This window comes from Thiorhodovibrio winogradskyi (genome assembly GCF_036208045.1).
Classification (GTDB): Bacteria; Pseudomonadota; Gammaproteobacteria; order Chromatiales; family Chromatiaceae; genus Thiorhodovibrio; species Thiorhodovibrio winogradskyi.
Genome location: NZ_CP121472.1, coordinates 5328171 through 5348905 on the forward strand (window position 1 = coordinate 5328171; position 20735 = coordinate 5348905).

Annotated in this window: 24 protein-coding genes; 12 read left to right on the plus strand and 12 right to left on the minus strand. The window is 62.1% G+C overall.

From position 1 onward, the window contains the following. Positions 1-290: 290 nt before the first annotated feature. Both Thiowin_RS24410 and Thiowin_RS24415 read right to left on the minus strand, forming a co-directional pair. Entirely contained in the window at positions 291-440 is a 150-nt protein-coding gene (locus Thiowin_RS24410) for a hypothetical protein (protein ID WP_328985574.1), read from the minus strand. 93 nt (positions 441-533) lie between these two features. Next, positions 534-1163, minus strand: a complete 630-nt coding sequence (locus Thiowin_RS24415) for a cytochrome-c peroxidase (protein WP_328985575.1) — start codon at positions 1161-1163, stop codon at positions 534-536. A 63-nt stretch (positions 1164-1226) separates the two neighbouring features. On the opposite strand from Thiowin_RS24415, the gene Thiowin_RS24420 reads away from it, so the two are divergent. The 4 genes from Thiowin_RS24420 to Thiowin_RS24435 all read left to right on the plus strand — a co-directional run bounded on the left by Thiowin_RS24420 (position 1227) and on the right by Thiowin_RS24435 (position 4074). Continuing rightward, on the plus strand, positions 1227-1811 hold the full coding sequence (locus Thiowin_RS24420; protein WP_328985576.1) for a Uma2 family endonuclease: 585 nt from the start codon (positions 1227-1229) through the stop codon (positions 1809-1811). 172 nt (positions 1812-1983) lie between these two features. Next, entirely contained in the window at positions 1984-2541 is a 558-nt protein-coding gene (locus Thiowin_RS24425; protein ID WP_328985577.1) for a nucleotidyl transferase AbiEii/AbiGii toxin family protein, read from the plus strand. Continuing rightward, entirely contained in the window at positions 2525-2731 is a 207-nt protein-coding gene (locus tag Thiowin_RS24430; protein WP_328985578.1) for a hypothetical protein, read from the plus strand. Before Thiowin_RS24425 ends, Thiowin_RS24430 begins: the two co-directional genes overlap by 17 nt. A gap of 53 nt (positions 2732-2784) precedes the next feature. Continuing rightward, positions 2785-4074 (plus strand): MFS transporter, encoded by a 1290-nt coding sequence (locus tag Thiowin_RS24435; RefSeq protein WP_328985579.1) that lies wholly within the window; start codon positions 2785-2787, stop codon positions 4072-4074. 158 nt (positions 4075-4232) lie between these two features. Here the strand turns inward: Thiowin_RS24435 and Thiowin_RS24440 are convergent, their stop codons facing one another. Further along, on the minus strand, positions 4233-4949 hold the full coding sequence (locus Thiowin_RS24440) for a class I SAM-dependent methyltransferase (protein WP_328985580.1): 717 nt from the start codon (positions 4947-4949) through the stop codon (positions 4233-4235). Positions 4950-5170: 221 nt separating this feature from the next. Here Thiowin_RS24440 and Thiowin_RS24445 point away from each other — a divergent pair, with 221 nt between their 5' ends. After that, entirely contained in the window at positions 5171-5776 is a 606-nt protein-coding gene (locus Thiowin_RS24445; protein ID WP_328985581.1) for a hypothetical protein, read from the plus strand. Positions 5777-5787: 11 nt separating this feature from the next. On the opposite strand, the gene Thiowin_RS24450 is transcribed toward Thiowin_RS24445, so the two are convergent. The 5 genes from Thiowin_RS24450 to Thiowin_RS24470 form a co-directional block, all read right to left on the minus strand. Continuing rightward, positions 5788-6582, minus strand: coding sequence for an endonuclease/exonuclease/phosphatase family protein (locus tag Thiowin_RS24450; protein WP_328985582.1), 795 nt, complete (start codon positions 6580-6582; stop codon positions 5788-5790). Positions 6583-6742: 160 nt separating this feature from the next. Beyond that, positions 6743-7381: a c-type cytochrome gene (locus Thiowin_RS24455; protein WP_328985583.1), complete on the minus strand. Its 639-nt coding sequence runs from the start codon at positions 7379-7381 to the stop codon at positions 6743-6745. Positions 7382-7678: 297 nt separating this feature from the next. Continuing rightward, on the minus strand, positions 7679-8245 hold the full coding sequence (locus tag Thiowin_RS24460; RefSeq protein WP_328985584.1) for a copper chaperone PCu(A)C: 567 nt from the start codon (positions 8243-8245) through the stop codon (positions 7679-7681). Then, a complete protein-coding gene (locus Thiowin_RS24465; protein ID WP_328985585.1) occupies positions 8229-8915 on the minus strand; it encodes an SCO family protein in 687 nt (228 codons plus the stop codon). The genes Thiowin_RS24460 and Thiowin_RS24465 overlap by 17 nt, the downstream gene beginning before the upstream one ends. Next, positions 8908-9462, minus strand: coding sequence for a gamma carbonic anhydrase family protein (locus Thiowin_RS24470; protein WP_328985586.1), 555 nt, complete (start codon positions 9460-9462; stop codon positions 8908-8910). Before Thiowin_RS24470 ends, Thiowin_RS24465 begins: the two co-directional genes overlap by 8 nt. Before the next feature lie 96 nt (positions 9463-9558). Between Thiowin_RS24470 and Thiowin_RS24475 the strand changes: the two genes are divergently transcribed. After that, a complete protein-coding gene (locus Thiowin_RS24475; RefSeq protein WP_328985587.1) occupies positions 9559-10206 on the plus strand; it encodes a CNP1-like family protein in 648 nt (215 codons plus the stop codon). Between the two features lie 10 nt (positions 10207-10216). Further along, a complete protein-coding gene (gene prlC / locus Thiowin_RS24480) occupies positions 10217-12271 on the plus strand; it encodes an oligopeptidase A (RefSeq protein WP_328985588.1) in 2055 nt (684 codons plus the stop codon). Positions 12272-12312: 41 nt separating this feature from the next. On the opposite strand, the gene Thiowin_RS24485 is transcribed toward prlC, so the two are convergent. The 4 genes from Thiowin_RS24485 to Thiowin_RS24500 form a co-directional block, all read right to left on the minus strand. After that, complete coding sequence (locus Thiowin_RS24485) at positions 12313-12789, minus strand: DUF2177 family protein (protein WP_328985589.1); 477 nt, start codon at positions 12787-12789, stop codon at positions 12313-12315. Positions 12790-12824: 35 nt separating this feature from the next. Continuing rightward, positions 12825-13778, minus strand: coding sequence for an alpha-E domain-containing protein (locus Thiowin_RS24490; RefSeq protein WP_328985590.1), 954 nt, complete (start codon positions 13776-13778; stop codon positions 12825-12827). A gap of 83 nt (positions 13779-13861) precedes the next feature. Then, complete coding sequence (locus tag Thiowin_RS24495; protein ID WP_328985591.1) at positions 13862-15379, minus strand: circularly permuted type 2 ATP-grasp protein; 1518 nt, start codon at positions 15377-15379, stop codon at positions 13862-13864. A gap of 92 nt (positions 15380-15471) precedes the next feature. Then, positions 15472-16551, minus strand: a complete 1080-nt coding sequence (locus tag Thiowin_RS24500; protein ID WP_328985592.1) for an endonuclease/exonuclease/phosphatase family protein — start codon at positions 16549-16551, stop codon at positions 15472-15474. A gap of 210 nt (positions 16552-16761) precedes the next feature. Between Thiowin_RS24500 and Thiowin_RS24505 the strand changes: the two genes are divergently transcribed. From Thiowin_RS24505 to ispG, 5 genes are read left to right on the plus strand one after another with little or no spacing between them, the layout of a single operon-like run. After that, the gene (locus Thiowin_RS24505) at positions 16762-17100 is read left to right on the plus strand and encodes a hypothetical protein (protein ID WP_328985593.1); all 339 of its coding nucleotides are present in this window, start codon (positions 16762-16764) and stop codon (positions 17098-17100) included. Between the two features lie 56 nt (positions 17101-17156). Further along, on the plus strand, positions 17157-17996 hold the full coding sequence (gene mazG / locus Thiowin_RS24510; protein WP_328985594.1) for a nucleoside triphosphate pyrophosphohydrolase: 840 nt from the start codon (positions 17157-17159) through the stop codon (positions 17994-17996). Next, positions 17996-18403 (plus strand): secondary thiamine-phosphate synthase enzyme YjbQ, encoded by a 408-nt coding sequence (locus tag Thiowin_RS24515; protein WP_328985595.1) that lies wholly within the window; start codon positions 17996-17998, stop codon positions 18401-18403. The genes mazG and Thiowin_RS24515 overlap by 1 nt, the downstream gene beginning before the upstream one ends. A gap of 12 nt (positions 18404-18415) precedes the next feature. Beyond that, positions 18416-19309, plus strand: a complete 894-nt coding sequence (locus tag Thiowin_RS24520) for a DUF4743 domain-containing protein (RefSeq protein WP_328985596.1) — start codon at positions 18416-18418, stop codon at positions 19307-19309. A 43-nt stretch (positions 19310-19352) separates the two neighbouring features. Further along, complete coding sequence (gene ispG, locus Thiowin_RS24525; RefSeq protein ID WP_328985597.1) at positions 19353-20576, plus strand: flavodoxin-dependent (E)-4-hydroxy-3-methylbut-2-enyl-diphosphate synthase; 1224 nt, start codon at positions 19353-19355, stop codon at positions 20574-20576. Positions 20577-20735: the final 159 nt, after the last annotated feature.

Genomic DNA, 20735 nt, shown 5'->3' on the forward strand with positions numbered 1-20735 from the left:
GGCGTCATGGTGGGTCAGACCCTCACGCCTAACGAATAAAAAAAAAGGAACGTCCAAGCCGACCAGGTTGGTATCGGCCAGCACCTCATTGAAGGTCCGCAAGGTCTCGACGCCGTACTACTCCTGCATCCAGCGCCGGAGCGCGAGTTTTCGGTGAAATGGGCCATGGCCAATCTATCCCATCGGTTCGAGTCGGCATGGACGCCTCGCCGCCGCCGCGTGCTAGCAGATCCTGGTCGCGGCTGCATTGCCGCAACGACTCATCTGGGCTTTGCCGATCCATCCTAAGGTTACAACCTTGGCCTGGGTGTGTCCGCGGTCTCCACCGGCAGCATGGGATAATCGACCTTGGGCGGCACACCGGTCAGACTCAGCAAAAAAGCCGCGATGGGGGCAATGTCCGCGTCGGTCGGGTCGATGCCGAGCTGGGCTGGGCCCATCACCGCGATCACCTCCTCGAGTGACCACACCTGGCCGGAATGGAAATAGGCCGAGGTCAGCGCGATATTGCGCAGCGGCGCGGCGCGAAAGACCTAGGCATCGTTCGGCGTCTGGGTCACTTCAAAGCGTCCCTTGTCCGCCGGCGGGCGAATGTGCTCGGCGGGCTTGCGCGTCAGCCCGAAGGGAAAATACGCCTGCCCGCCCACATTCACGCCGTTATGGCAAGCGGTGCAGCCCTTGTCGATAAAGCGCGCCACGCCCTGCTTGGCCAACGGGTCGAGCGCGTCATCCTCGCCCCGTAACCAGCGGTCGAAGGGTGCGTCCGGCGTGACCAAACTCGTCTTGTAGGCCTCGATTGCCTTGGCGAGGTTGTCGAAGCTCAGGGGCTCATCCGCGTCCGGAAAGGCCTCGGCATAGCTTGCGACATACGCGGTGATGCTCGCGAGTGTGGCAACCGCACCCTCGGGCACATTCGCCATCTCCACCGCAGCCTGAATCTGGCCCTTGGCCTGCGCCTTGAGTCCGGCCGAACGTGCACTCTGGCGTAATGCGTCATCCGGGCTCGGCGACGCGGCGCCCAAGCCCCGAGAATCAAGCCGGCGCTGCCGCCCGAGCTTGCGGTGATCGCGAAGCAAAAGGGCGGTAAAATGCCGCTTCCAGTCTTGGTGTGCGGCCCCGTAGGTATCGGATTTGCCAGATTGAATCCACCCGATCAAATCCACCCGACCCAATCCAAGGGCGCACCCTTGCTTGACATCGGTTGAGTAGCGCCGGGAGTCGCGAACATGCTTCAACTTGCCGAAAAATTGGGACAATTCACCTACGCCGACTACTGTCGCTGGCCCGAGGACGAGCGCTGGGAACTCATCGAAGGCGAAGCCTTTGCCATGTGCCCAGCGCCGACGTGGATGCATCAGGAGTTCATCACAGCGCTGGTCGCGCGGATCCACCCGCAGCTCGACGGCAGCCCCTGCCGCCTCTATGCCGCCCCCTTCGACGTGCGCCTGCCCAAGGCCAACGAAGCAGACGACTTAATCGCGACTGTCGTGCAGCCGGATCTGGCGGTGTTCTGTGATCGCAGCCGACTGGATGCCAAGGGCGCGCGCGGCGCCCCCGACTGGGCGATCGAAATCCTCTCCCCGTCGACGGCCGCCAAGGACCACATCCGCAAACGCGCACTCTACGAACGCCATGGCGTGCGTGAATACTGGCTCATCCATCCAGATGATCGGCTGCTGACCATTTACCGGCTCGACCACCAGGGCTGCTATGGCGCCCCGGACATTCTTGAGCTCACCGGCAGTACCGAGGTCTCCGTTTTACCTGGCGTGCGCGTTGACTGGCCGGCGCCGGATGCCTTCGACCTCTGAATCAACCCTTCCTGCATTCCTGGTGCCACGCGCCCCGCACGCCATCGCGATGGAATATTCACCCCGTCGCAAGGTAATTTATTATCGCTGGCCGGCGCGGCGATCTTTCGCGCTGCGGGTGTCACCCATTGCTGCATGGAGAACAGGCCGTTCGCCGATGGATTTTTTGCACGTGATTCGAGACATTGGTGGATCCCTGGATCGCGCCGGGGTGCGTTATGCGCTGATCGGCGGTTTCGCAATGGCCATGCGCGGTGTACAACGGGCGACGGTTGACCTGGATTTCATCCTGATGCTGGAAGATCTCGACTGCGCTCACCGGATTCTGCGACAGGCGGGTTACCAGCGCGCTTTTCATAGTGAGAATGTTTCCCATTATGTAGCAAGCCAACCAGGATTGGGACGGATCGATTTGTTGCACGCCTTTCGCGGGCCGAGTTTAAGTATGCTCGCCCGGGCCGAGCGCCTAGAGATCGCCGAGGATGTCAGCCTCCCGGGGGTGCGGATTCCAGTGGTGCAGGTCGAGGATATCATCGGCTTGAAAATTCAGGCGCTGATCAACGATCCGCGCCGAGAAGTTGGCGATTGGCAGGATATTCGGCTGTTGCTGGAAACGGCGGCGCGGATGGGCCGCAAGCTGGATTGGGAACTGATCGAGGACTATCTGGAGCTTTTCGGGCTTGAAAGCGAACAAGAGCGCATGAAAGGTTGGTATGGCGAGATTGACTGAATCCGACCGCGCGGCCTTTCGCCGCCTGCGCACGCACGGCTGGGTGGCCGCACCCGAAGAGCGCGCTCCCGCCGTGGTCGCCGCAACCCCCGAGGCGCGCTTGCGATATTGCCAATGGGCGACCCAGGCCGCGCGCTTTTATCGCGGAGAAAAGCCAGTTCGCTTTGGCGGCAACCACTGGCTACTTTAGCTCTGGCATTCATGCCCCTTTGCCTCCCTTTCGTTACCAGGACCTCGCCCGCCATGCCCATAGAAACCACAGAGCAAGCCTGCATCCGCCGCATTACCTGGCATCTGATTCCCTTCCTGGGACTGCTATACATCATCGCCTATCTCGACCGCATCAACGTCAGTTTCGCGGCCTTGCACATGAACCAGGATCTGAACCTCGGCGCCGCCGCCTATGGCACGGGCGCCGGGATTTTTTTTCTTGGTTATGTGCTGTTTGAGATTCCCAGCAATCTGCTGCTGCGGCGCATCGGCCCCCGTATCTGGATCGCCCGCATCATGATCACCTGGGGACTCATCTCCATGGCCATGGCCCTGGTGCGCGATGAATGGACCTTCTATGCGCTGCGCTTTCTGCTCGGGGTGGCCGAGGCCGGATTCTTCCCCGGCATCATTCTGTATTTGACCTTCTGGTTCCCGCAACAACAGCGCGCACGCATCGTCGCCCTGTTCGCGACCGCCACCGCGCTGGCTGGCCTGATCGGCAGTCCAATCTCTGGCGCCTTGCTTGGCATGCACGGCATCTGGGGCTGGAGCGGCTGGCACTGGCTGTTCATCCTTGAGGGCCTGCCCGCCGTCATCCTTGGAGTGGTCGTCCTGGCCGTTCTGCCGGATCATCCCGCGCAAGCCCGCTGGCTGCCACCACCGGAGCGAGACTGGCTAACCGAGCAACTCAAGCGCGAGGAACAAACCCTGGCGCAACAGCCATTCGCCCGGCATCGCCTGGGCGAAGCCCTCGGCAGTGCGCGGGTGTGGCTGCTCGGGCTGATCTACTTCTGCATGGTCATCGGCATGTACGGCCTGACCATGTGGCTGCCACAAATGCTGCGTGCGCTCACCGACGCCGATGATCTGGGCATCGGGCTGCTCAACGCCATTCCATTCCTTGCCGCCACCGCCGGCATGGTGCTGATCGGCTGGCTGTCCGACCGTCACGCCGAACGCCGCTGGCATCTGACCGGCGCCTTTCTCCTCGGCGCCTTAGGCTGTGTGCTCGCGGCACTCAGCCCCAAGCTGCCACTCGCGCTGGCCGCCCTCTCGCTGGCCACCATCGGCATTTGGGGCGTGATGGGTCCATTCTGGGCGCTGTCGACCTCCTTTTTGAGCGGCGTGGCCGCCGCCGCGGGCATCGCGCTGATCAACTCGATCGGGAATCTCGGCGGCTTCTTCGGCCCCAGCCTGATGGGCTGGCTCAAGCAATGGACCCATGGCTACAGCGCCGGCCTCATCGCCGTCGCCACCATCCTGCTCGCCGGCGCCATCCTAACAGCCAGTCTCGGGCGCCTGGCAGCCCAGGCACGCTAATGTCCACCATCTATCGCACGCATAATGCCCGGTTCTCAGGTTCTTGGAGCGCTCGACTCAACCGCCAAACCGAGCACAGATCAACCCTGCCACAGACGTCCAGGTACGCGTTCACTATGACGAGCACCTGCAGGACGAATTCCTGGCGGTGCGGGCCATCAGTCGGATGGTTCGGGGCGGAAGCGCAGAAAGTAATTACGCTTGAGGAGTTGGAACTCATCTTCGCGTTGAAACCCGGCGGATTCGACTTCCGCGATCACCTGCTCGCGCCCGGCGCGGACATGGCCCTGGACCCAGGCGGAGGCGATGGCGGGGTCGGTGCGGAAGTCGATGATCACCAGCCGGCCATCGGGTCGCAGGGCGCGGCGGATGGCGGCAAGCATGGCATGGGGAAACTCGAAGTGATGATAGGTATCGGCGGTGAAGATCAGATCGACGCTATGATCCGGCAACCCAAGGCTGTGCTGGTCATTGACGACTGTGACTAGATTGGTCAGCCCAGCCTGGGCGGCGCGCTCGGCGATAGCCTGGGTGAAGGGCTCGGAGATATCGACGGCGTAAACGCGGCCGCTAGGACCCAGTTCTCGCGCGAAAAGCAGGCTGAACAAGCCGCTGCCGGCGCCAACATCCGCCACTGCCTGACCAGGCTTGAGCGCCAGCGCCTTGAGGATCGCGCGGCGCTGATCGTAGAGCTCACGCCCGTCGCGCTCAAAGGTCTCACGCCAGAACTCGGGATCCGCGTCCAGGTAGTAGCTGTTCATGCTCGGGCCCAGAACCCGGCCGGCCTCGTCGCCGTTTTCCTGCTGAGCTGCAGCAGTTGCAGCGATCAGCATGCTTGCCACCCAGGTCAAAATCGCTAGGATGGCATGTCTCATTGTGGAGTACTGGCTCTTGATGGGTTGCAATGGATGCTCTCCTGTTTGCTGATTTAACAACGACTTGCTCGCTGGAATCAAGTATCAGGGGGCAATGACATTCGCTCCGACCGACCTGCCCACTGATACCTGGCCACTGACACCTTCCCTGTGATAGCTCACCTGTGATATCTCAAGGAATCCTATCCGGACATCACCGCATCACTTTCCCAAATACACTCATGTCCCTGCACACCGGACGCCTCCTACTGACACCAGATGACCCTTTGCAAGCACCACCCGCGGAGTCTCTGCGTGCTGCTCTAAGCCAGGCGGCTTTCCTCGGCGCTTCCCTCCCATTCACTGGCACCGAGCCAGAGGCCACCGCCTTTGCCCCGGGGGAGCGCTTTTTCGATTTTGTCGCCTTCACCGGATGCGCGGTCAAGCTCGATGGCCTGCCTGATACCGCCGGCACCACCAGCACTGGAGGCTGCCACCTGCGTCTGCATCCGGCACCTCGGCAGCCGCGCTTTTTGCACGGACGCAACACCCGGCCTCCGCGCTGCCCGGCTTGTCACAAAACCTTGCCCGACTGGTCGACACACATGGCCCACTGGTCCTGGCCCGAGAACAGCGCGCTTGTTTGCCCGGCCTGCGCCAACCATAGCGATGCCTGGCATTGGGACTGGCGCGGCCAAGCAGGCTTTGCGCGCCTGGTCGTTAGCATCGAAGAGGTCTTTCCCGGCGAGGCCTCACCGCTACCGGGCCTGATCGCCTTGCTGAAGGACGCCAGTAAGGGTCTCGCCTGGCACTGGTTCCTGGTGCAGGACGAATGGCCGGGTGGTTGACAGAGTGATGCCTAAATCGCGCTCGCTGCAGGCAATTGCTCCACAACGGGTTTGCAGGGCTCGATGCGCGAGGGCAGGCGAATGTCCATGCTGATGGGCAGATGATCAGAGAGCGCGTAGTCCACGACTTGCGCGTTTAAGATCTCGATATTGGCGGAGACCAGAATATGGTCAAGATTGTGCATCGGTCGCCAACTGGGGAAAGTCTTGCGCTCGCAGTCGAAACCATGCCAGCCAGCACGCTCGACCAGGGCTCGCAAGGCGCCAGAGCCGCAGCCGCTGTTGAAATCGCCCATTAGTACCGCGTAGGGGTATTGGCCGGTCAGTTCGATGAGAAACTCGAGCTGGCGTCGCCGCGCTCGCGCACCAAGCGCCAAATGCAGCACACACACGGCAAGTAAGCCACCACTGCTGGTCTGGAACTCGCTAAGAAGCACACCGCGTCCCGGAAGACCAGGGAGTTTGTGATCGCGAATGGTTTTTGGTTGCAGACGGCTCAGCAGGCCGTTGCTATGCTGAGCCAGGGTGCCGAGATCGCGATTGATTTGGCGATGCCAATGCGGATAGCCGGAGATCCGGGCAAGATATTCCGTCTGGTCAATAAAGGCGCTGCGCAGACTGCCGGCATCAACTTCCTGCAGGCCAACGACATCATAGCCGCCGAGCATCTCGCTAATCCGCGAGAGATTCGTCATGCGTGCCCGATGCGGCAGCAGGTGCTTCCAGCTATTGGCAAAGTAATCGCGAAAACAAACAGAGGCGATACCGGCCTGGATGTTGTAGCTCAGCAGTCGCAAGCGATCCATGGCACCGCGCTCATGAACAGAGTTGGGGGCTGAAACAGTCTTGAGGACGGCGTTAAGAAGGCGCGCCTCAAGACGCAGCTTGAAGGAAGGATCCCGCCCGATTCATACGCGGACCCACTGCCGGTGTCACACCGGCAGCGGATGGCGGCCATGGCTCTGCTTACTGCCGCAGACCGGAAATGTATTGGGCGACAGCGGCGATTTCCTCGTCCGTCATGCGCGCGGCAACGCCACGCATCATGCCATTGGGGTCGTTCGCGCGCTCCATCTTACGAAAGAGTTTCAGTGTCTGATCGAGGTATTCCGGATACTGACCGGAAACGCGCGGGAACTTGGCCAGATTGGTTCCCATGCCAGCTGGGCCATGGCAGCCCGAGCAAGCGGGCACGCCCGTTTTTGGGTTCCCGGCTCGGTAGATTTTTTCGCCCAGCTCGACTTGATCCGCCGCGGCAACGCCACCGGACTGTGGCAGGCCCGAATAATAAGCCGCCAGATTGCGCATTTCGTCATCGCTCAATGGCATGGCCATGGGTGACATTTGCGCATTGTAGCGTTCGTTGTTTTTAAAGTTCGTCAGCTGTTTGTAGATGTAATTGGGATGCTGGCCGGCGAGCTTGGGCCAGATTGGCTGACCGGGCACGCCATTTCCATCAAGACCATGGCAGGCCTGACAAATTTGACTCGCTTTCTCCTTACCCTTCTCGGCATTGCCGGTGATGGTGCCCGCGGAAGTAGCCGCGTGCAGAGAGGTCGCGGCCAGACCCGCGACCAGGATGCCTGTAATGAGGACTCGCTTCATAATGCCTACCATTTGATTGATTCTGGTTTAGCCTGACCGGCTGGATCAACGCCTGTTGTTAGCGCGAATGTTTGGCGCGCATATCTCATGCTGCCTTTGCCGGTACGACCGAAAAACCCGGCATGTATAGCAGAATCTGGCGCCTCGGGCAATCCGATGCGCGGAAATCCGCCCGACGCCGCCACTGGCTCCTGGTTCCGCGCGCATCCGATAGACGATACCAGAAGACCGCCAGAGCCTGGAGATTGCAGAGCTGTCAGTATCGCGCAACCCTGCACAAGGGCGCGTCGCGAAAGCTCAATTGCTATGCGGCATTTGATCCGAGGGATGACCGGACAGGTCCGCGCGCGGCACGATGGCACGGGTCTGGGCAGTCACCTCTGTCGCACTGCCGTTGTCGAACAACAATCGCAGATCGACCAGGTCATTGGGGGCGAGTGATTGTTTCAGTTCAATCAGCATCAGGTGCAGACCACCGGGCTGCAAGACAACCTCGGACTTTGCAGGGATCTCGATGCGCTCGACGCGGCGCATTTTCATCATGCCATCTTCCCGCGCATGGGTATGCAACTCCACGACCCGCGCCACCGAGCTTGAGGCGCCAACCAAGGCCAAGGCCTTCGCGCTCGGGTTGATGATGCGCATGAAGGCCGCGCTGTTGCCTTGCCCGGGTGGCACTGCGCGCGCATAGGCATCCCGAACCAGGGGGATCGGCGCCCTTGCTTCTGTTGCATCATCGGCATCGGCTCCAAGCGCCACAGGCGCGCTCATGGCCATGCCCAGCAGCCAGAGCGCCGCGATGAGCCATCCCGGCGAGGCAGCTTTCGTTCTTGGTCGGAGAGAACAATTAGTGGTTTTCGACATGGGTGTTCTCCAAAGTATCAGGTGCGGGCAAGGTGGATTGAGCGCCAGTGTCCGCCAGGTAGCGGCGCAGGATGGCCACCAGTTCCGCGGAGGGAGTCGCATGTCCGAGGGTTTCGCGCAAGCGTCCCGCGCTGTCAATCAGATAGGTTGAGGCAGAGTGATCGATCAGGTAGCCCATGGCGGAGCCTGAGTCTTGGCTGCGGCGGTAGACGGCGCCATAGCGCCCGGCGAGAGCACGCAACCGCGCATCCTTGTCGGTCAAACCGATGATGTCCGGATGAAAGTATTCAACGTACTGCTTGAGATGCCCAGGATCATCCCGCTGTGGGTCGACGCTGACAAAGAGCGCCTGCACGCGCGCGCGCTCTTCGGGTGTGAGTTCGCGCAACGCCATGGCAGTCAAGGCAAGATTGGTGGGGCAGACATCCGGGCAGGCGGTATAGCCGAAATAAAGCAACACCAGCTTGCCGCGAAAATCCGCGAGTCCGACCGGCCCGGTGGCTGACTGCAACACAAAATCGCCCCCGGGTGGCGAATCACTCCCGGCATCGAGCAGGCGATGCGTGGGTGCTCGCGGCTGCCAGCCAAACCACAGCCAGAGGAGCAGCATCGCCAGCCCCAGCGCGACGACCGGCAACAGTCGCGCGGAGAAACGCATGCGCTCAGGCATTGAGGCCAAGCGAGACAGTCATGCGGTGCTTCACGGCGAGTTCGATGTAGTGTTCCGCCGCGTAGTCGAGATACTCGACTTCCAAATCGGTCAGCCGGCGCTCGCGCCGCGCCGGCGCGCCCACATAGAGATAGCCACCCTCAAGCACCTTGCCGGGCGGCACCAGGGCGCCGGCCGCGAGCATGCAGCGCGGCTTGAGCAGCGCGCGATCAAGCACTCGGGCGCCGATGCCGATCAGGCAGTGGTCCCGCACCTCGCAGCCATGCAGCACCGCCTGATGACCGACGGTGACATAATCGTGCACAATGGTCGGCGCGCCACCGGGCAGAAAGCGGCTGTCGTGGGAGACATGCAGAATACAGCCATCCTGTATATTGCTGCCGGTGCCAATTTCAATGCGATGGATGTCTCCTCGCACCACACTCTGCGGCCAGATGGAGGCCTGAGGGCCGACGCTGACGCGGCCGATCACCACGGCGGTTTCGTCGATCCAGGCGTCATTCGCGACCTGTGGTTCCAGCCCCTGATAACTACGGACATTATTCATGACTGCTCCTGCTGTTTGGCCCTGTGCATCGCCTCGGCTATGCTAGCACGATGCTCCACCGACTTGGCGACAGTGCTCACCGAGGAGACCCGCCCAATGAACACCCTATTGAAAAATCTCAAATTCACGCCCGGCGTGACCAAGACCAGGCAAGCCACACAAGGCCCTAACCCAACCAGAGTGCTCACTATCGGCCTGCTGAGCGCGGCGCTCGTCGGCCCGGCTAGCGCGCGGGAAAATCTCTTTGTCAATGATGCCGAGCCAGACGCGCCCAAAAGCGTCCGCGATGGCGAGAAATGGCGCGAGCAGCAGGTCAATCCGCCCCCCTGGCCCCGTGATCAGGATCTGATCCCGGTGCGCCTGGACAACACCAGCGAGCCTTTTGACTATTTTATCGATGCCCGCAGCCTGAGCACAGGCACGGACAAGGTGGTGCGCTACACCCTGGTGGCCGAGTCCGCCTCCGGCTCCCGCAACCTGTCGTTCGAAGGCCTCCGTTGCACCCCGCGTGGCCAGTATCGCGTCTACGCCTATGGCCAAGGCTCCAGCTTCCAACCAAGCGGACTGGGTGAGCAGTGGCTGCCAGTTGATCGCACTGGCGCCGACCCCATTCACGAGGAACTCTGGCGCCATTATTTGTGCGTGCCGCGCAAATTCGAGCCGCGACCGCACAAGGCACAACTGCGGGCGCTGAAAAACGGCCGCGTCGGCGAATTCGACAACAGCGGCTTCATGACGCAATAAGATACACCCCATGACCAACCCCCTTCTAACCAACCAGCCCCTGCCCGAGTTCTCCGCCATTCGCCCCGAGCACATTGAACCGGCGCTGGATGACCGCCTGGGCGCATGCCGCGCGCTCATTGAAACCCTCACCCGCGATCCAGACAGCGCCACCTGGGAGACCTTCATCGAGCCCATCGAGACCGCCGATGACAGGCTCAACCGCAGCTGGTCGCCCGTCAGCCATCTCAACGCGGTGATGAACTCCGAGGCGCTGCGCGAGGCCTATAACGCCGGTCTGCCCAGGCTCAGCGACTATGGCACCGAGGTGGGACAGAATCCGGCACTGCTGCGGGGCTATCAAACCGTCGCCCGGCAGACGGGGCTCAATGCCGCGCAACGCAAGATGCTCGAGCATGGCATCCGCGACTTTCACCTCTCCGGCGTCGACCTGCCACCGGCGCACAAGGCGCGCTTTCGCGAGATCAACCAGCGCATGACGCGCCTGACCAGCCAGTATGAGGAAAACCTGCTTGACGCCACCAACGCCTGGTTCATGCAGTTCGCGCGCGAAGAGCGCCTTGCCGGCCTGCCCGATTCGGCACTGGCATTGGCGCGTCAGCAGGCACGCGAGCGCGACCTCGACGGCTGGGTGCTCACGCTCGACATGCCCTCCTACTTGCCGGTGATGATGTACGCCAAGGACGGCGAACTGCGCCGCGAGCTTTATGAAGCCTACTGCACCCGCGCCTCGGACCAGGGCCCCCATGCCGGGCGCTGGGACAATGGACCACTGATGGAGGAAATCCTCGCGCTGCGCCACGAGCGAGCCCAGTTGCTCGGCTTCGGCAACTATGCCGAGCTGTCCCTGGCGCCGAAAATGGCCCGCTCCACCGAGGAGGTGATGGATTTTCTCAATGACCTGGCCGCGCATTCGCTCACGCGCGCCCATGCCGAGCTTGATGAGGTGCGCGCCTTCGCCGCCTCCGAATTTGGCCATCAGCGCCTTGAACCCTGGGATGTTGCTTACTTCTCCGAACAACTCAGGCAACACAGATACGCCATCAGTCAGGAGGAGTTGCGGCCTTACTTCCCCATCACCCGGGTGCTGCCGGGCCTGTTCGAGATCGCGCGGCGGCTGTTCGACATCCGCGTCAGCGAGGCCGAGGCACCCGGGCTCTGGCATCCGGATGTCCGTTTCTATCAACTGCATGACAACAGCGGCGAATTGCGCGCCCAGTTTTACCTGGACCCCTACGCGCGGCAAAAAAAACGCGGCGGCGCCTGGATGGATGTTTATGCCAACCGCTACTTCAGCGCAGGCCAGCAACAGATTCCGGTGGCCTATCTGGTCTGCAATTTTTCACCACCTGTGGATGGCAAGCCGGCACTGCTCACCCATCAGGAGGTGCTGACGCTGTTCCACGAGTTTGGCCACGGGTTGCATCACATGTTGACCCGTATCGATTATCCGGCCGTCGCCGGCATCAACAATGTGCCCTGGGATGCGGTGGAACTTCCCAGTCAGTTCTTGGAGAACTGGTGCTGGGAGCGGGAATCCCTCGATTTGATCTCAGGCCATGTCGAGACCGGCGAGCCGCTGCCGGATGCGCTGTTCGAGCGCATGCGCGCCGCGCGCAATTTCCAGTCGGCGATGCTCATGGTGCGTCAGCTGGAATTCGCGCTCTTCGACTTTCGCCTTCACAGTGAATACGACCCAGGCGCCGGCGCGCGTATCCATGAGATTCTCGATCAGGTGCGCGACCAGGTCGCGGTCATTAAGCCGCCGGCCTTCAACCGCTTTGCCCACGGCTTTTCGCACATCTTCGCCGGTGGCTACGCGGCCGGTTACTACAGCTATAAGTGGGCCGAGGTGCTCTCCGCCGACGCCTTTTCGCTGTTCGAGGAGCGCGGCATTTTTGATACCGCCACCGGACAAGCCTTCCGCGAGCGCATTCTCGAGCAAGGTGGCGCGGCCGAGGCCATGGACTTATTCATCGCCTTCCGCGGCCGCGAGCCCACCACCGAGGCGCTGCTGCGCCACAGCGGCATCAGCGCCACCCAGGCCGAGCCGGCAGCTGCCTAGCCCATCGCCCGCGACAACGCGCCCAAGCTGTCATGACGACATTATTCACCGCGACCATCGCCCATCTGGGCACCCATATGGGCACCGATCTCGCCGCTGTCATGACCACCCCGCTGCAACCAGCGCCCGATCAGATAGCTCAGGCTGGCCACCGAGGTGCACAGGGCCATGCCCCACAGGGTATCGACCATCACCAGCTCAAGCGGCCACTTGGGCAGAGTCGCCATGTTGGTCAGCTCGTAGGTGATGTAGGTAAAGAAGCCGAAGGCCGACGCCATGGTTGCCGCATGCACAAGTGACCGCCGCTTGAGCCCCGGCAGCACGGCAAAGAGCAAAATACCGGCGATGTAAGTGAAATAAAACGCCAGCGCCGCCGCCCAATTGATCTGCCGCGCAAGCAAATGCCCGATCTGCTGCTGGTAATAATCCACTGCGATCCAACCCAGCCACAGCATGTCAACAGCAAAAAACACCGGGACCGTCAGCAGATAGAGTTTGAGGTAAAAGCTTGACTTCATATGCATATTCCGCGGTGGCTTGCCAAACGCTTGCTCTAATCGGCTTCGGCAGCCGGGGGTTCGGGCAGGGGAAGGAACCAGGTGGTGGCGATTTCCTGATGCAACTGGGCGATGCCGGCCTGGAGTTCATCGACGAAGTCGTGCAACTCGGTATGACTGAGCGACTCCAGGTGCGCGGCATCAAGGCTGCGGGCCAGACGTCCTAGGGTGCGCAGGGCGGATTCGTTGCGCGGCAGGCGTTCGAGCCCGGCACGCACGGTTTCCATGCAGTAGCGCACTGCGCGCGGAAAGCTGTCGCTGTGGAATATGAAACGGAGCACCGGGCCACGTTGTACCCGGATCTGTTCGCTGCGGCGATACATCTGGTAAGCGGTCAGGGATTTAAGCACGCTCACCCATTGAATGGTGTCGAAGGGACGCAACTCATCGGCCTCTGGCAGCAGGGTGGCGGAACGCACGTCGGCGATGCGCGAGGTCATGTCGGCCCGCTCCAGGTAACGACCCAGACGCAGAAACTCATAGCCTTGGTCGTGTAGCATGGTGCCGTCGAGCAGGCCGTTGAGGCCCTGCACCGAGGCGATCATCTCGCGCAGGTAGCGGTGGCGACCGCTTTTTGTCGACCCTTGCTGGAGGTGCTCGCTGGCGAAGAGAAACAGGCCATTGAGTTGCTCCCAGGCCTCGCGCGGGACAATGTCGCGGATGGTGCGGCAGTTCTCGCGCGCGGCCGTCAGCGCCGAGATGATGGAGCCGCAGTGGCGGCGATCACCCAGCAGAAAGCGCACCACCTGACGCTCACCGTAGTCCTTGTAGTGTTCCTCGAACAACTCATTGGCGCCAGAAATGTCGATCAGCGGCTTCCAGCCGGGAGCGATACCGCGCGGCAGGTCAAGCAGCAGGTTGGCATTGACGCTGACCAGGCGCGCCGTATCCTCGACGCGCTCGATATAGCGGGCTAGCCAGTAAATGTTCTCGGCAACGCGCGATAACATAGGTGCAATCCTTCCGACCAGTTCGATGGTCAGTCTTCTGGCCACTTTTCTGGCAAGTTCAGGGTCCGGTCAAGCGCCCCGGATTAATCTTGAGTCTGCGACAGTCGCTCGGCGGCATCCCGACTTGAGGCCAAGGGTTCGCTAGGCAAATCCTCGGAGACAACCCAGGTGTCCTTGCTCCCGCCGCCCTGAGAAGAGTTCACCACCAACGAGCCCTTGCGCAACGCCACTCGGGTGAGCCCGCCGGTGGTCACCTGCTGGCGATCAGCCGACAGGATAAATGGCCGCAGGTCGACATGGCGCGGCTCAATGCCTTTTTTGACCACGGTGGGGACTGTGGAAAGCTTGAGTGTTGGCTGCGCGATGTAGTTGCGCGGATCCTTTTTAATCGCCTCGGCAAAGGCCTCTCGCTCAGCTGCAGTGGAGGCCGGCCCGACCAGCATGCCATAGCCGCCAGATTCATTGGCTGGCTTGACCACCAATTCATGGAGATGTTCGAGCACATATTTGAGCGCATCGGGCTCCATGCAGCGGTAGGTCGGGACATTCGGGATAATGGGGTCTTGGTCGAGATAATAGCGGATGATCTCGGGCACAAAGGCATAAACCACTTTGTCATCGGCCACGCCAGCACCGGGCGCGTTGGCCAGGGCAACATTGCCGGCCTTCCAGGCACGCATCAGCCCCGGCACGCCCAGGGTGGAATCAGGCAGGAAAGCCTCGGGGTCGAGAAAAAGATCGTCAACGCGACGGTAGATCACATCGACCCGCGCCGGACCGTCGATCGTTCGCATGTAGCAGCAGTCGTCATCGTCGACGAACAAATCCCGTCCCTCGACCAACTCGGCGCCCATTTGTTGGGCAAGGTATGAATGCTCGAAATAGGCGGAGTTATAGATACCAGGCGAAAGCACCGCGACCTCGGGGTAATCCGCCGGACGCGGAGACAAGGCCGCCAGGGTATCGAACAGCTGTGAGGGATAATCGTCGACCGGCAGCGGGGCATAGTGCTCGAACAACTCCGGGAGCACGCGCTTGGTCACCAGGCGATTCTCAAGCATGTAGGACACGCCAGAGGGCACACGCAGATTATCCTCGAGCACATAGATGGTGCCATCGGCATCGCGCACCAGGTCGGATCCACACACATGGGCCCAGATACCGAGCGGCGGATCAACCCCCATGCATTGCTCGCGAAAATTGATTGATTTGGCTAAGACCTCGCGCGGGAGGACGCCGTCGGCGAGGATTTTTTGGTCGTGATAAAGGTCGTTGATGAAAAGATTCAACGCCTGCACCCGCTGTTTGAGACCAGCCTCGACCCGCTGCCATTCCCGCTGCGGGATCACACGCGGCACCACGTCAAAGGGCCAGGCACGGTCGATGGCGCCGCCTTCCTCGGAATACACCGTGAAGCTGATACCCATCTCCTTGATGGACACATCGGCGGCCTCCTGGCGCGCGGCGAGTTCCTCGGCCCCCAAGGCACCGATATCGGCTAACAGGGTACGAGCAACCGCGCGCGGCTCCCCTGGCGCCGCCACCAGTTCATCGTAAAAGCCATCGCTGGCATATTGCGCCCAATCAATCTCCTGGCTCATGTGTCTAAGGTCGGTTATTGCAGTGAGAACAGTGACTGGCGTTTTACGTGAGCGGGGGGAAAAGTTCAAATGCCTTTGCTCGGTGACCTGCCTCAGGGACGCTCGGGCAGCCGCAGTCGCAGGCGGATTGGGTGATGATCCGACAGCGCGGCCCGAGGATAGTCGAGAGCTTGATAGCTGCCGCGCCGGATCCAGGCACCCGCGGTTGCATCAAACACCAGGTGATCGATGGCGTAGGGAAATTTCTTGTCATAGGGATAAGGAAAGGGTTGACCGGCATTGGCCAGCACCAGGCGCCCCCCCGGGGCGGCCTGCGTCGTACCGCGCATGCAACGGCGCCCGTCATCTTCATCCGGCTCCCAGCGGCAGATCTCGCCATCGGCGATGTCCTCCCAGAAGTGGTCATTGGGCTGATCAAGTTGCCGATTAAAATCGCCCAGCACGGCAAAGGCCTCGCCGCGCGCGATCCGGGTGTCCATCCATTCTTCCAGAATGCCGCGCTGACGGCGCAGGACCAGGCACTGGCCGCGGCGAATCGGCTGGCGATCCTCGAGCGCGCCCCAGGCACAGCCGGACTTGAGGTGGATCGAGAGCAGTTGCAGCAGCGGTGTGTGATCCTTGGCCCAGGTCAGTGTGAGCCAAACGCCATGGCGGCGCCCGTCGGCACCAAGGGCGGTGAAGTCTGGCTGGCGCTCATACTCCAGACCCAAAGCAGCCAGGCGCTCACGATGGATGGCAAAACCAGTGCGCTGCGCGGTCAGCATTTGGCCGCTTTGCCCGCGACACTTGCGGCTACGCTCCTCGTGCCGGCGGGAGATAATCAGATCGTAGCGCGCCGGATCAAACACCCGCGCCAGCGCGACAACATTCTCGACTTCCTGCACCGCGATCGCAGTCGCCTCCAACCGCTCGGCCTGCGCACGCAGGGCGCGATACTCCGCCGGTTTGCGCGGCCGACAGCCGGCGCTATCGTCGGCCGCCAGGTGCTCGAGGTTCCAGGTTGCAAGGACCAGATCACGACTGGCATCCGCCGATTGCGCGCAACCACCCAAGGCAAGCGCCGCCAGCAAGAAGCGGGCAAGCCAGTCTCGACCATGAGCAGCGCACCCTGACAAGGCGGCCAATGCGCTCGCGACGCGCGCTGGTGATTTGGGGTATTCTTGGATATTCAAAGCAAATTCCGGATCAGCGGCTTGCAGTAGCGGCTCTCATCCGCCCAGGCATGCGCCGCGCGGACAGGTGACGCCCGAACATATGAGGCGGTGGCTTGCACCGAGTTGCCCTCAAGGATGGCGCATGATGCCATGCAACTGCGTGCTCTTGCACGCCCCACCGCTGGTGGATAACGACGCTCTCGGACTCCGATGCGCTTTATTTTAATCATGATCGCCACACTTTGGGGCCTGGGCGCGCTGCTGGCTTTCGCGCTAACAGCGCGCAAAAGCACTGAAGCCAAGGCCACGGCGGCCTATTTTGGGTTATGGCCGGCGGCCGCTTTTCTGCTCTACATCAGTCAGCCAACGCCATTATGGATTGCCGTGCCTGTGGTCTTTGGCTTTATTCCATGGTTTCTGTCCGGTCCGCATTTATGGATGGTGCTTTATTATCCGCGCTCGGCCCGCCCGGAGGAGATCGCCGGCATCCCCAAGGCATACTGGGCCTGGGGAGGCCTCGCCTCTGTCCTGCTTGGCGCCTTGGCCGAAGTCCTGCTGCGACCCTGATTCGTTTCCCTGATTTGACGCATTGAGTCAATTCGTAAACACCAAGCTATCAACGCATGACAGATACCGCCAAGCTCACCCGTATCGACGCCCGCCTGGCCGACCGCCGCCGGATCGACGCCCTGCTCGCCATTGTCGCGCGGCTGCGCGATCCCGAGCATGGCTGCCCCTGGGATCTGAAGCAGACCTTTGCCTCCATCCTGCCCTATACGCTGGAGGAGGCCTACGAGGTTGCCGAGTCGATCGAACTCGACGACATGAACGAGCTGCGCGAGGAACTAGGCGATCTGTTGTTCCAGGTGGCCATCTATGCGCGCATGGCCGAGGAGAAAGGCTATTTTGAGTTCGCCGATGTCGTTGAAGCCATCGCCGAGAAAATGCTTCGCCGTCATCCGCATGTCTTTGGCGATGAGGACTTCTCCTCCGAGGAGGAAGCGCGCGCGAGTTGGGAGGCGATCAAGGCCGCCGAGCGCCGCGCCAAGGGCGAGCGCGAGCATGTCAGCGTGCTCGAGGGCGTGGCCCAGGCCTTGCCGGCGCTGGTGCGGGCCGAGAAACTGCAAAAGCGCGCGGCTCATGTTGGCTTCGACTGGGACGAACTCGACGGCGTGGTCGAAAAAGTCCGTGAAGAGCTTCAGGAGTGCGAGCAAGCCGTTGCCGATGGCGACAACTTCAACGCCAGGGTGCATGAGGTGGGGGACTTGTTGTTTTCCTGCGTGAATCTGGCCCGGCATCTTGGTGTGGATGCCGAACAGGCCCTGCGCGCGGCCAATCATCGCTTCGAGCGACGTTTTCATCGCGTCGAGGTCTGCCTGCGTGCCGCTGGGCTGGAACCCGCGCCCGCGCAGCGCGAGCGCATGGAGCGCCTGTGGGAAACGGTGAAACACGAGCAACGCTGATGCGCCAAATCATCACCCTGAGCACCAGCGCGCGCGAAGCGCTGATCGACATCACCCCCCAAGTGCGCGAGATCGCCCGCGCCAGTTCGGTGCGCGACGGCCTGCTGAATGTCTACGCTCAGGGTGCCACGGCCGCCATCATGATTCAGGAGAACTGGGATGAGAGCGTCCAGACCGACGTGGTCGAACTGCTGCGCAAGCTGATTCCGCGCGGGGTCTGGCGCCACGACGCCCAGGACGGCAATGGTGATTCGCATCTCAAGGCCGGTCTGGTTGGGCCTTCCGAGACCATCCCACTGATGGACGGCGAGCTGGGGCTGTCCACCTGGCAAAACATTTTCTTGTGCGAATTCGATGGACCCCGGAGCGAGCGGCGCGTGGTCTGCACCCTACTGGCCGACACCTGAGCGAGCTGGGGCATGAGCTTTCTGGACCATATCAACGCTTGCAATGCCTGGACGCGGACGGACTTTCTGCCCTGGGGGCTGGCGGGCGACATTCTCGGCTGGGTACGCCCGGCCTTTGCCGAACAAGTGGTTGCTGCTAGCGCCCCCATTGATGCCCCCAAAACGGGCGGATTCACGCTGGACTGGCTTGGGCCAGAGTTACGGATTCTCAGCTGGCACGCGGCGAATCTCGATTGGGACGCACGCGAGCATGCGTTCGCGCGCCTGTGCCAGCAACTGCAGACCCAAGACAGCCTGCCCGCGCCCCAGGGCGAGCGCTATCCGGTGACACCCGGGCGCCGTGATCAGGCCAGATGTAGCATCGACCGCGCCCATGCGCCCTTTTTTGGCACCCGCGCCTTCGGCCAGCATCTCAATGGCTATGTGCGCGGCCATGACGGTCTTGAATTGTGGGTGGCCAGGCGCGCGCCGGATCGGCGCCACTATCCCAACCGGCTCGATAACATGGTGGCCGGCGGCCTGCCTCATGGGGCGGACCTGCGCGAGAATCTGCGCAAGGAATGCTTCGAGGAGGCGGGCCTGAGCGCCGAGATCGCCGATCGCGCCCTGCCGGTCGGCGCCATCAGCTACTGTCGCGCGACCCGCGCCGGGCTCAAGCCGGACCTGATGTATTGTTATGATCTGGAACTGCCGGCCGAGCTGACACCAGTTTGCACCGATGGCGAAGTCGCCGCCTTCGAGCGCTGGCCCATTGAGCAAGTCATGCAGACAGTCCGCGAGAGCGATGAATTCAAGCTGAACTGCAACCTGGTGATCATCGACTTTCTCATCCGCCACGGCCAGATCACGCCGGATGATCCCGACTACTTTGAACTGGTGCAACGCCTGCGCTCGCCCATCCCATGAAGCCAGTCCAAAACCACCGACCACTGACCACCGACCACCGACCATGAATCAAATCCAACGCCGCCACAGTCTTCCCGTGCGTATCGGCGACATCGTCGTTGGCGGCGATGCCCCCGTGCGCGTCCAGTCGATGACCAATACCGACACGGCCGATATTGACAGCACGGTCGCCCAGGTGGCCGAGCTGGCTCGCGCCGGCTCCGAGCTGGTGCGCCTGACCGTGAATAACGAATCGGCCGCCGCCGCGGTGCCAAGGATCCGCGATGCCCTGGCCGCCCAGGGCGTGGAGGTTCCCTTGATCGGGGATTTTCATTTCAACGGTCACCGACTGCTGAGTGACTATCCCGCCTGTGCCGAGGCATTGGCCAAGTACCGCATCAACCCCGGCAATGTGGGGCGTGGCGAGAAGAAAGACAGCCAGTTCGCCACCATGGTCGAGATCGCCTGCCGTTATGACCGCCCGGTGCGCATCGGGGTGAACTGGGGCAGCCTCGACCCCGAGCTAGTCGCGCGCATGATGGACGCGAATGCCAAATCGGCCGCGCCCAAGCCGGCCGAGGCGATGATGATCGAGGCCATGGTCGAATCCGCTCTCGGCAGCGCCAGGCGCGCCGAGGAACTCGGCCTGCCGCGCGACCACATCATTCTGTCCTGCAAAATGAGCGGCGTGCAGGATCTCATCCGCGTCTATCGCGCCCTGGCCCCACGCTCGGATCACGCCCTGCATCTGGGACTGACCGAGGCCGGCATGGGCTCCAAGGGCATTGTCGCATCCACCGCCGCGCTCGCGGTGCTGTTGCAGGAAGGCATTGGCGACACTATTCGTGTTTCTCTGACACCCGAGCCTGGCGAGTCGCGTTCGCGCGAGATCATCGTCGCGCAGGAAATTCTGCAAACCATGGGCCTGCGGCCCTTCGTGCCAATGGTGGCTGCCTGCCCCGGCTGCGGGCGCACCACCAGCACGGTGTTTCAGGAACTCGCGCGCGACATCCAGGCCTATTTACGCGAACAAATGCCGAACTGGCGCGAACGCTATCCGGGGGTGGAACAGATGCAGGTCGCCGTCATGGGCTGCGTGGTCAACGGGCCAGGTGAGAGCAAGCATGCCAACATTGGCATCAGCCTGCCCGGCACCGGCGAGCAGCCATCGGCGCCTGTGTTTATTGACGGCGAGAAGGCGGTCACCCTGAAAGGCGCCGATATTGCCGCGCAGTTCAAGCGCATGGTGGATGACTACGTCATCGGCCACTACGGCCGGGATGCCTAGCACCAGGCCTCAGCCAGGGCGCCGATCATCTTGGGGCAACCAGGAGGGGGTGAGCAAGGGCAGAGGTTCCACAAATCGAACCAAGCTTGATGCTCACACCCCAGCTCGGATGAGAGGTCCGGCTGCTTTACCCCTAGGGACAAAGCGGCCGCCACTTTT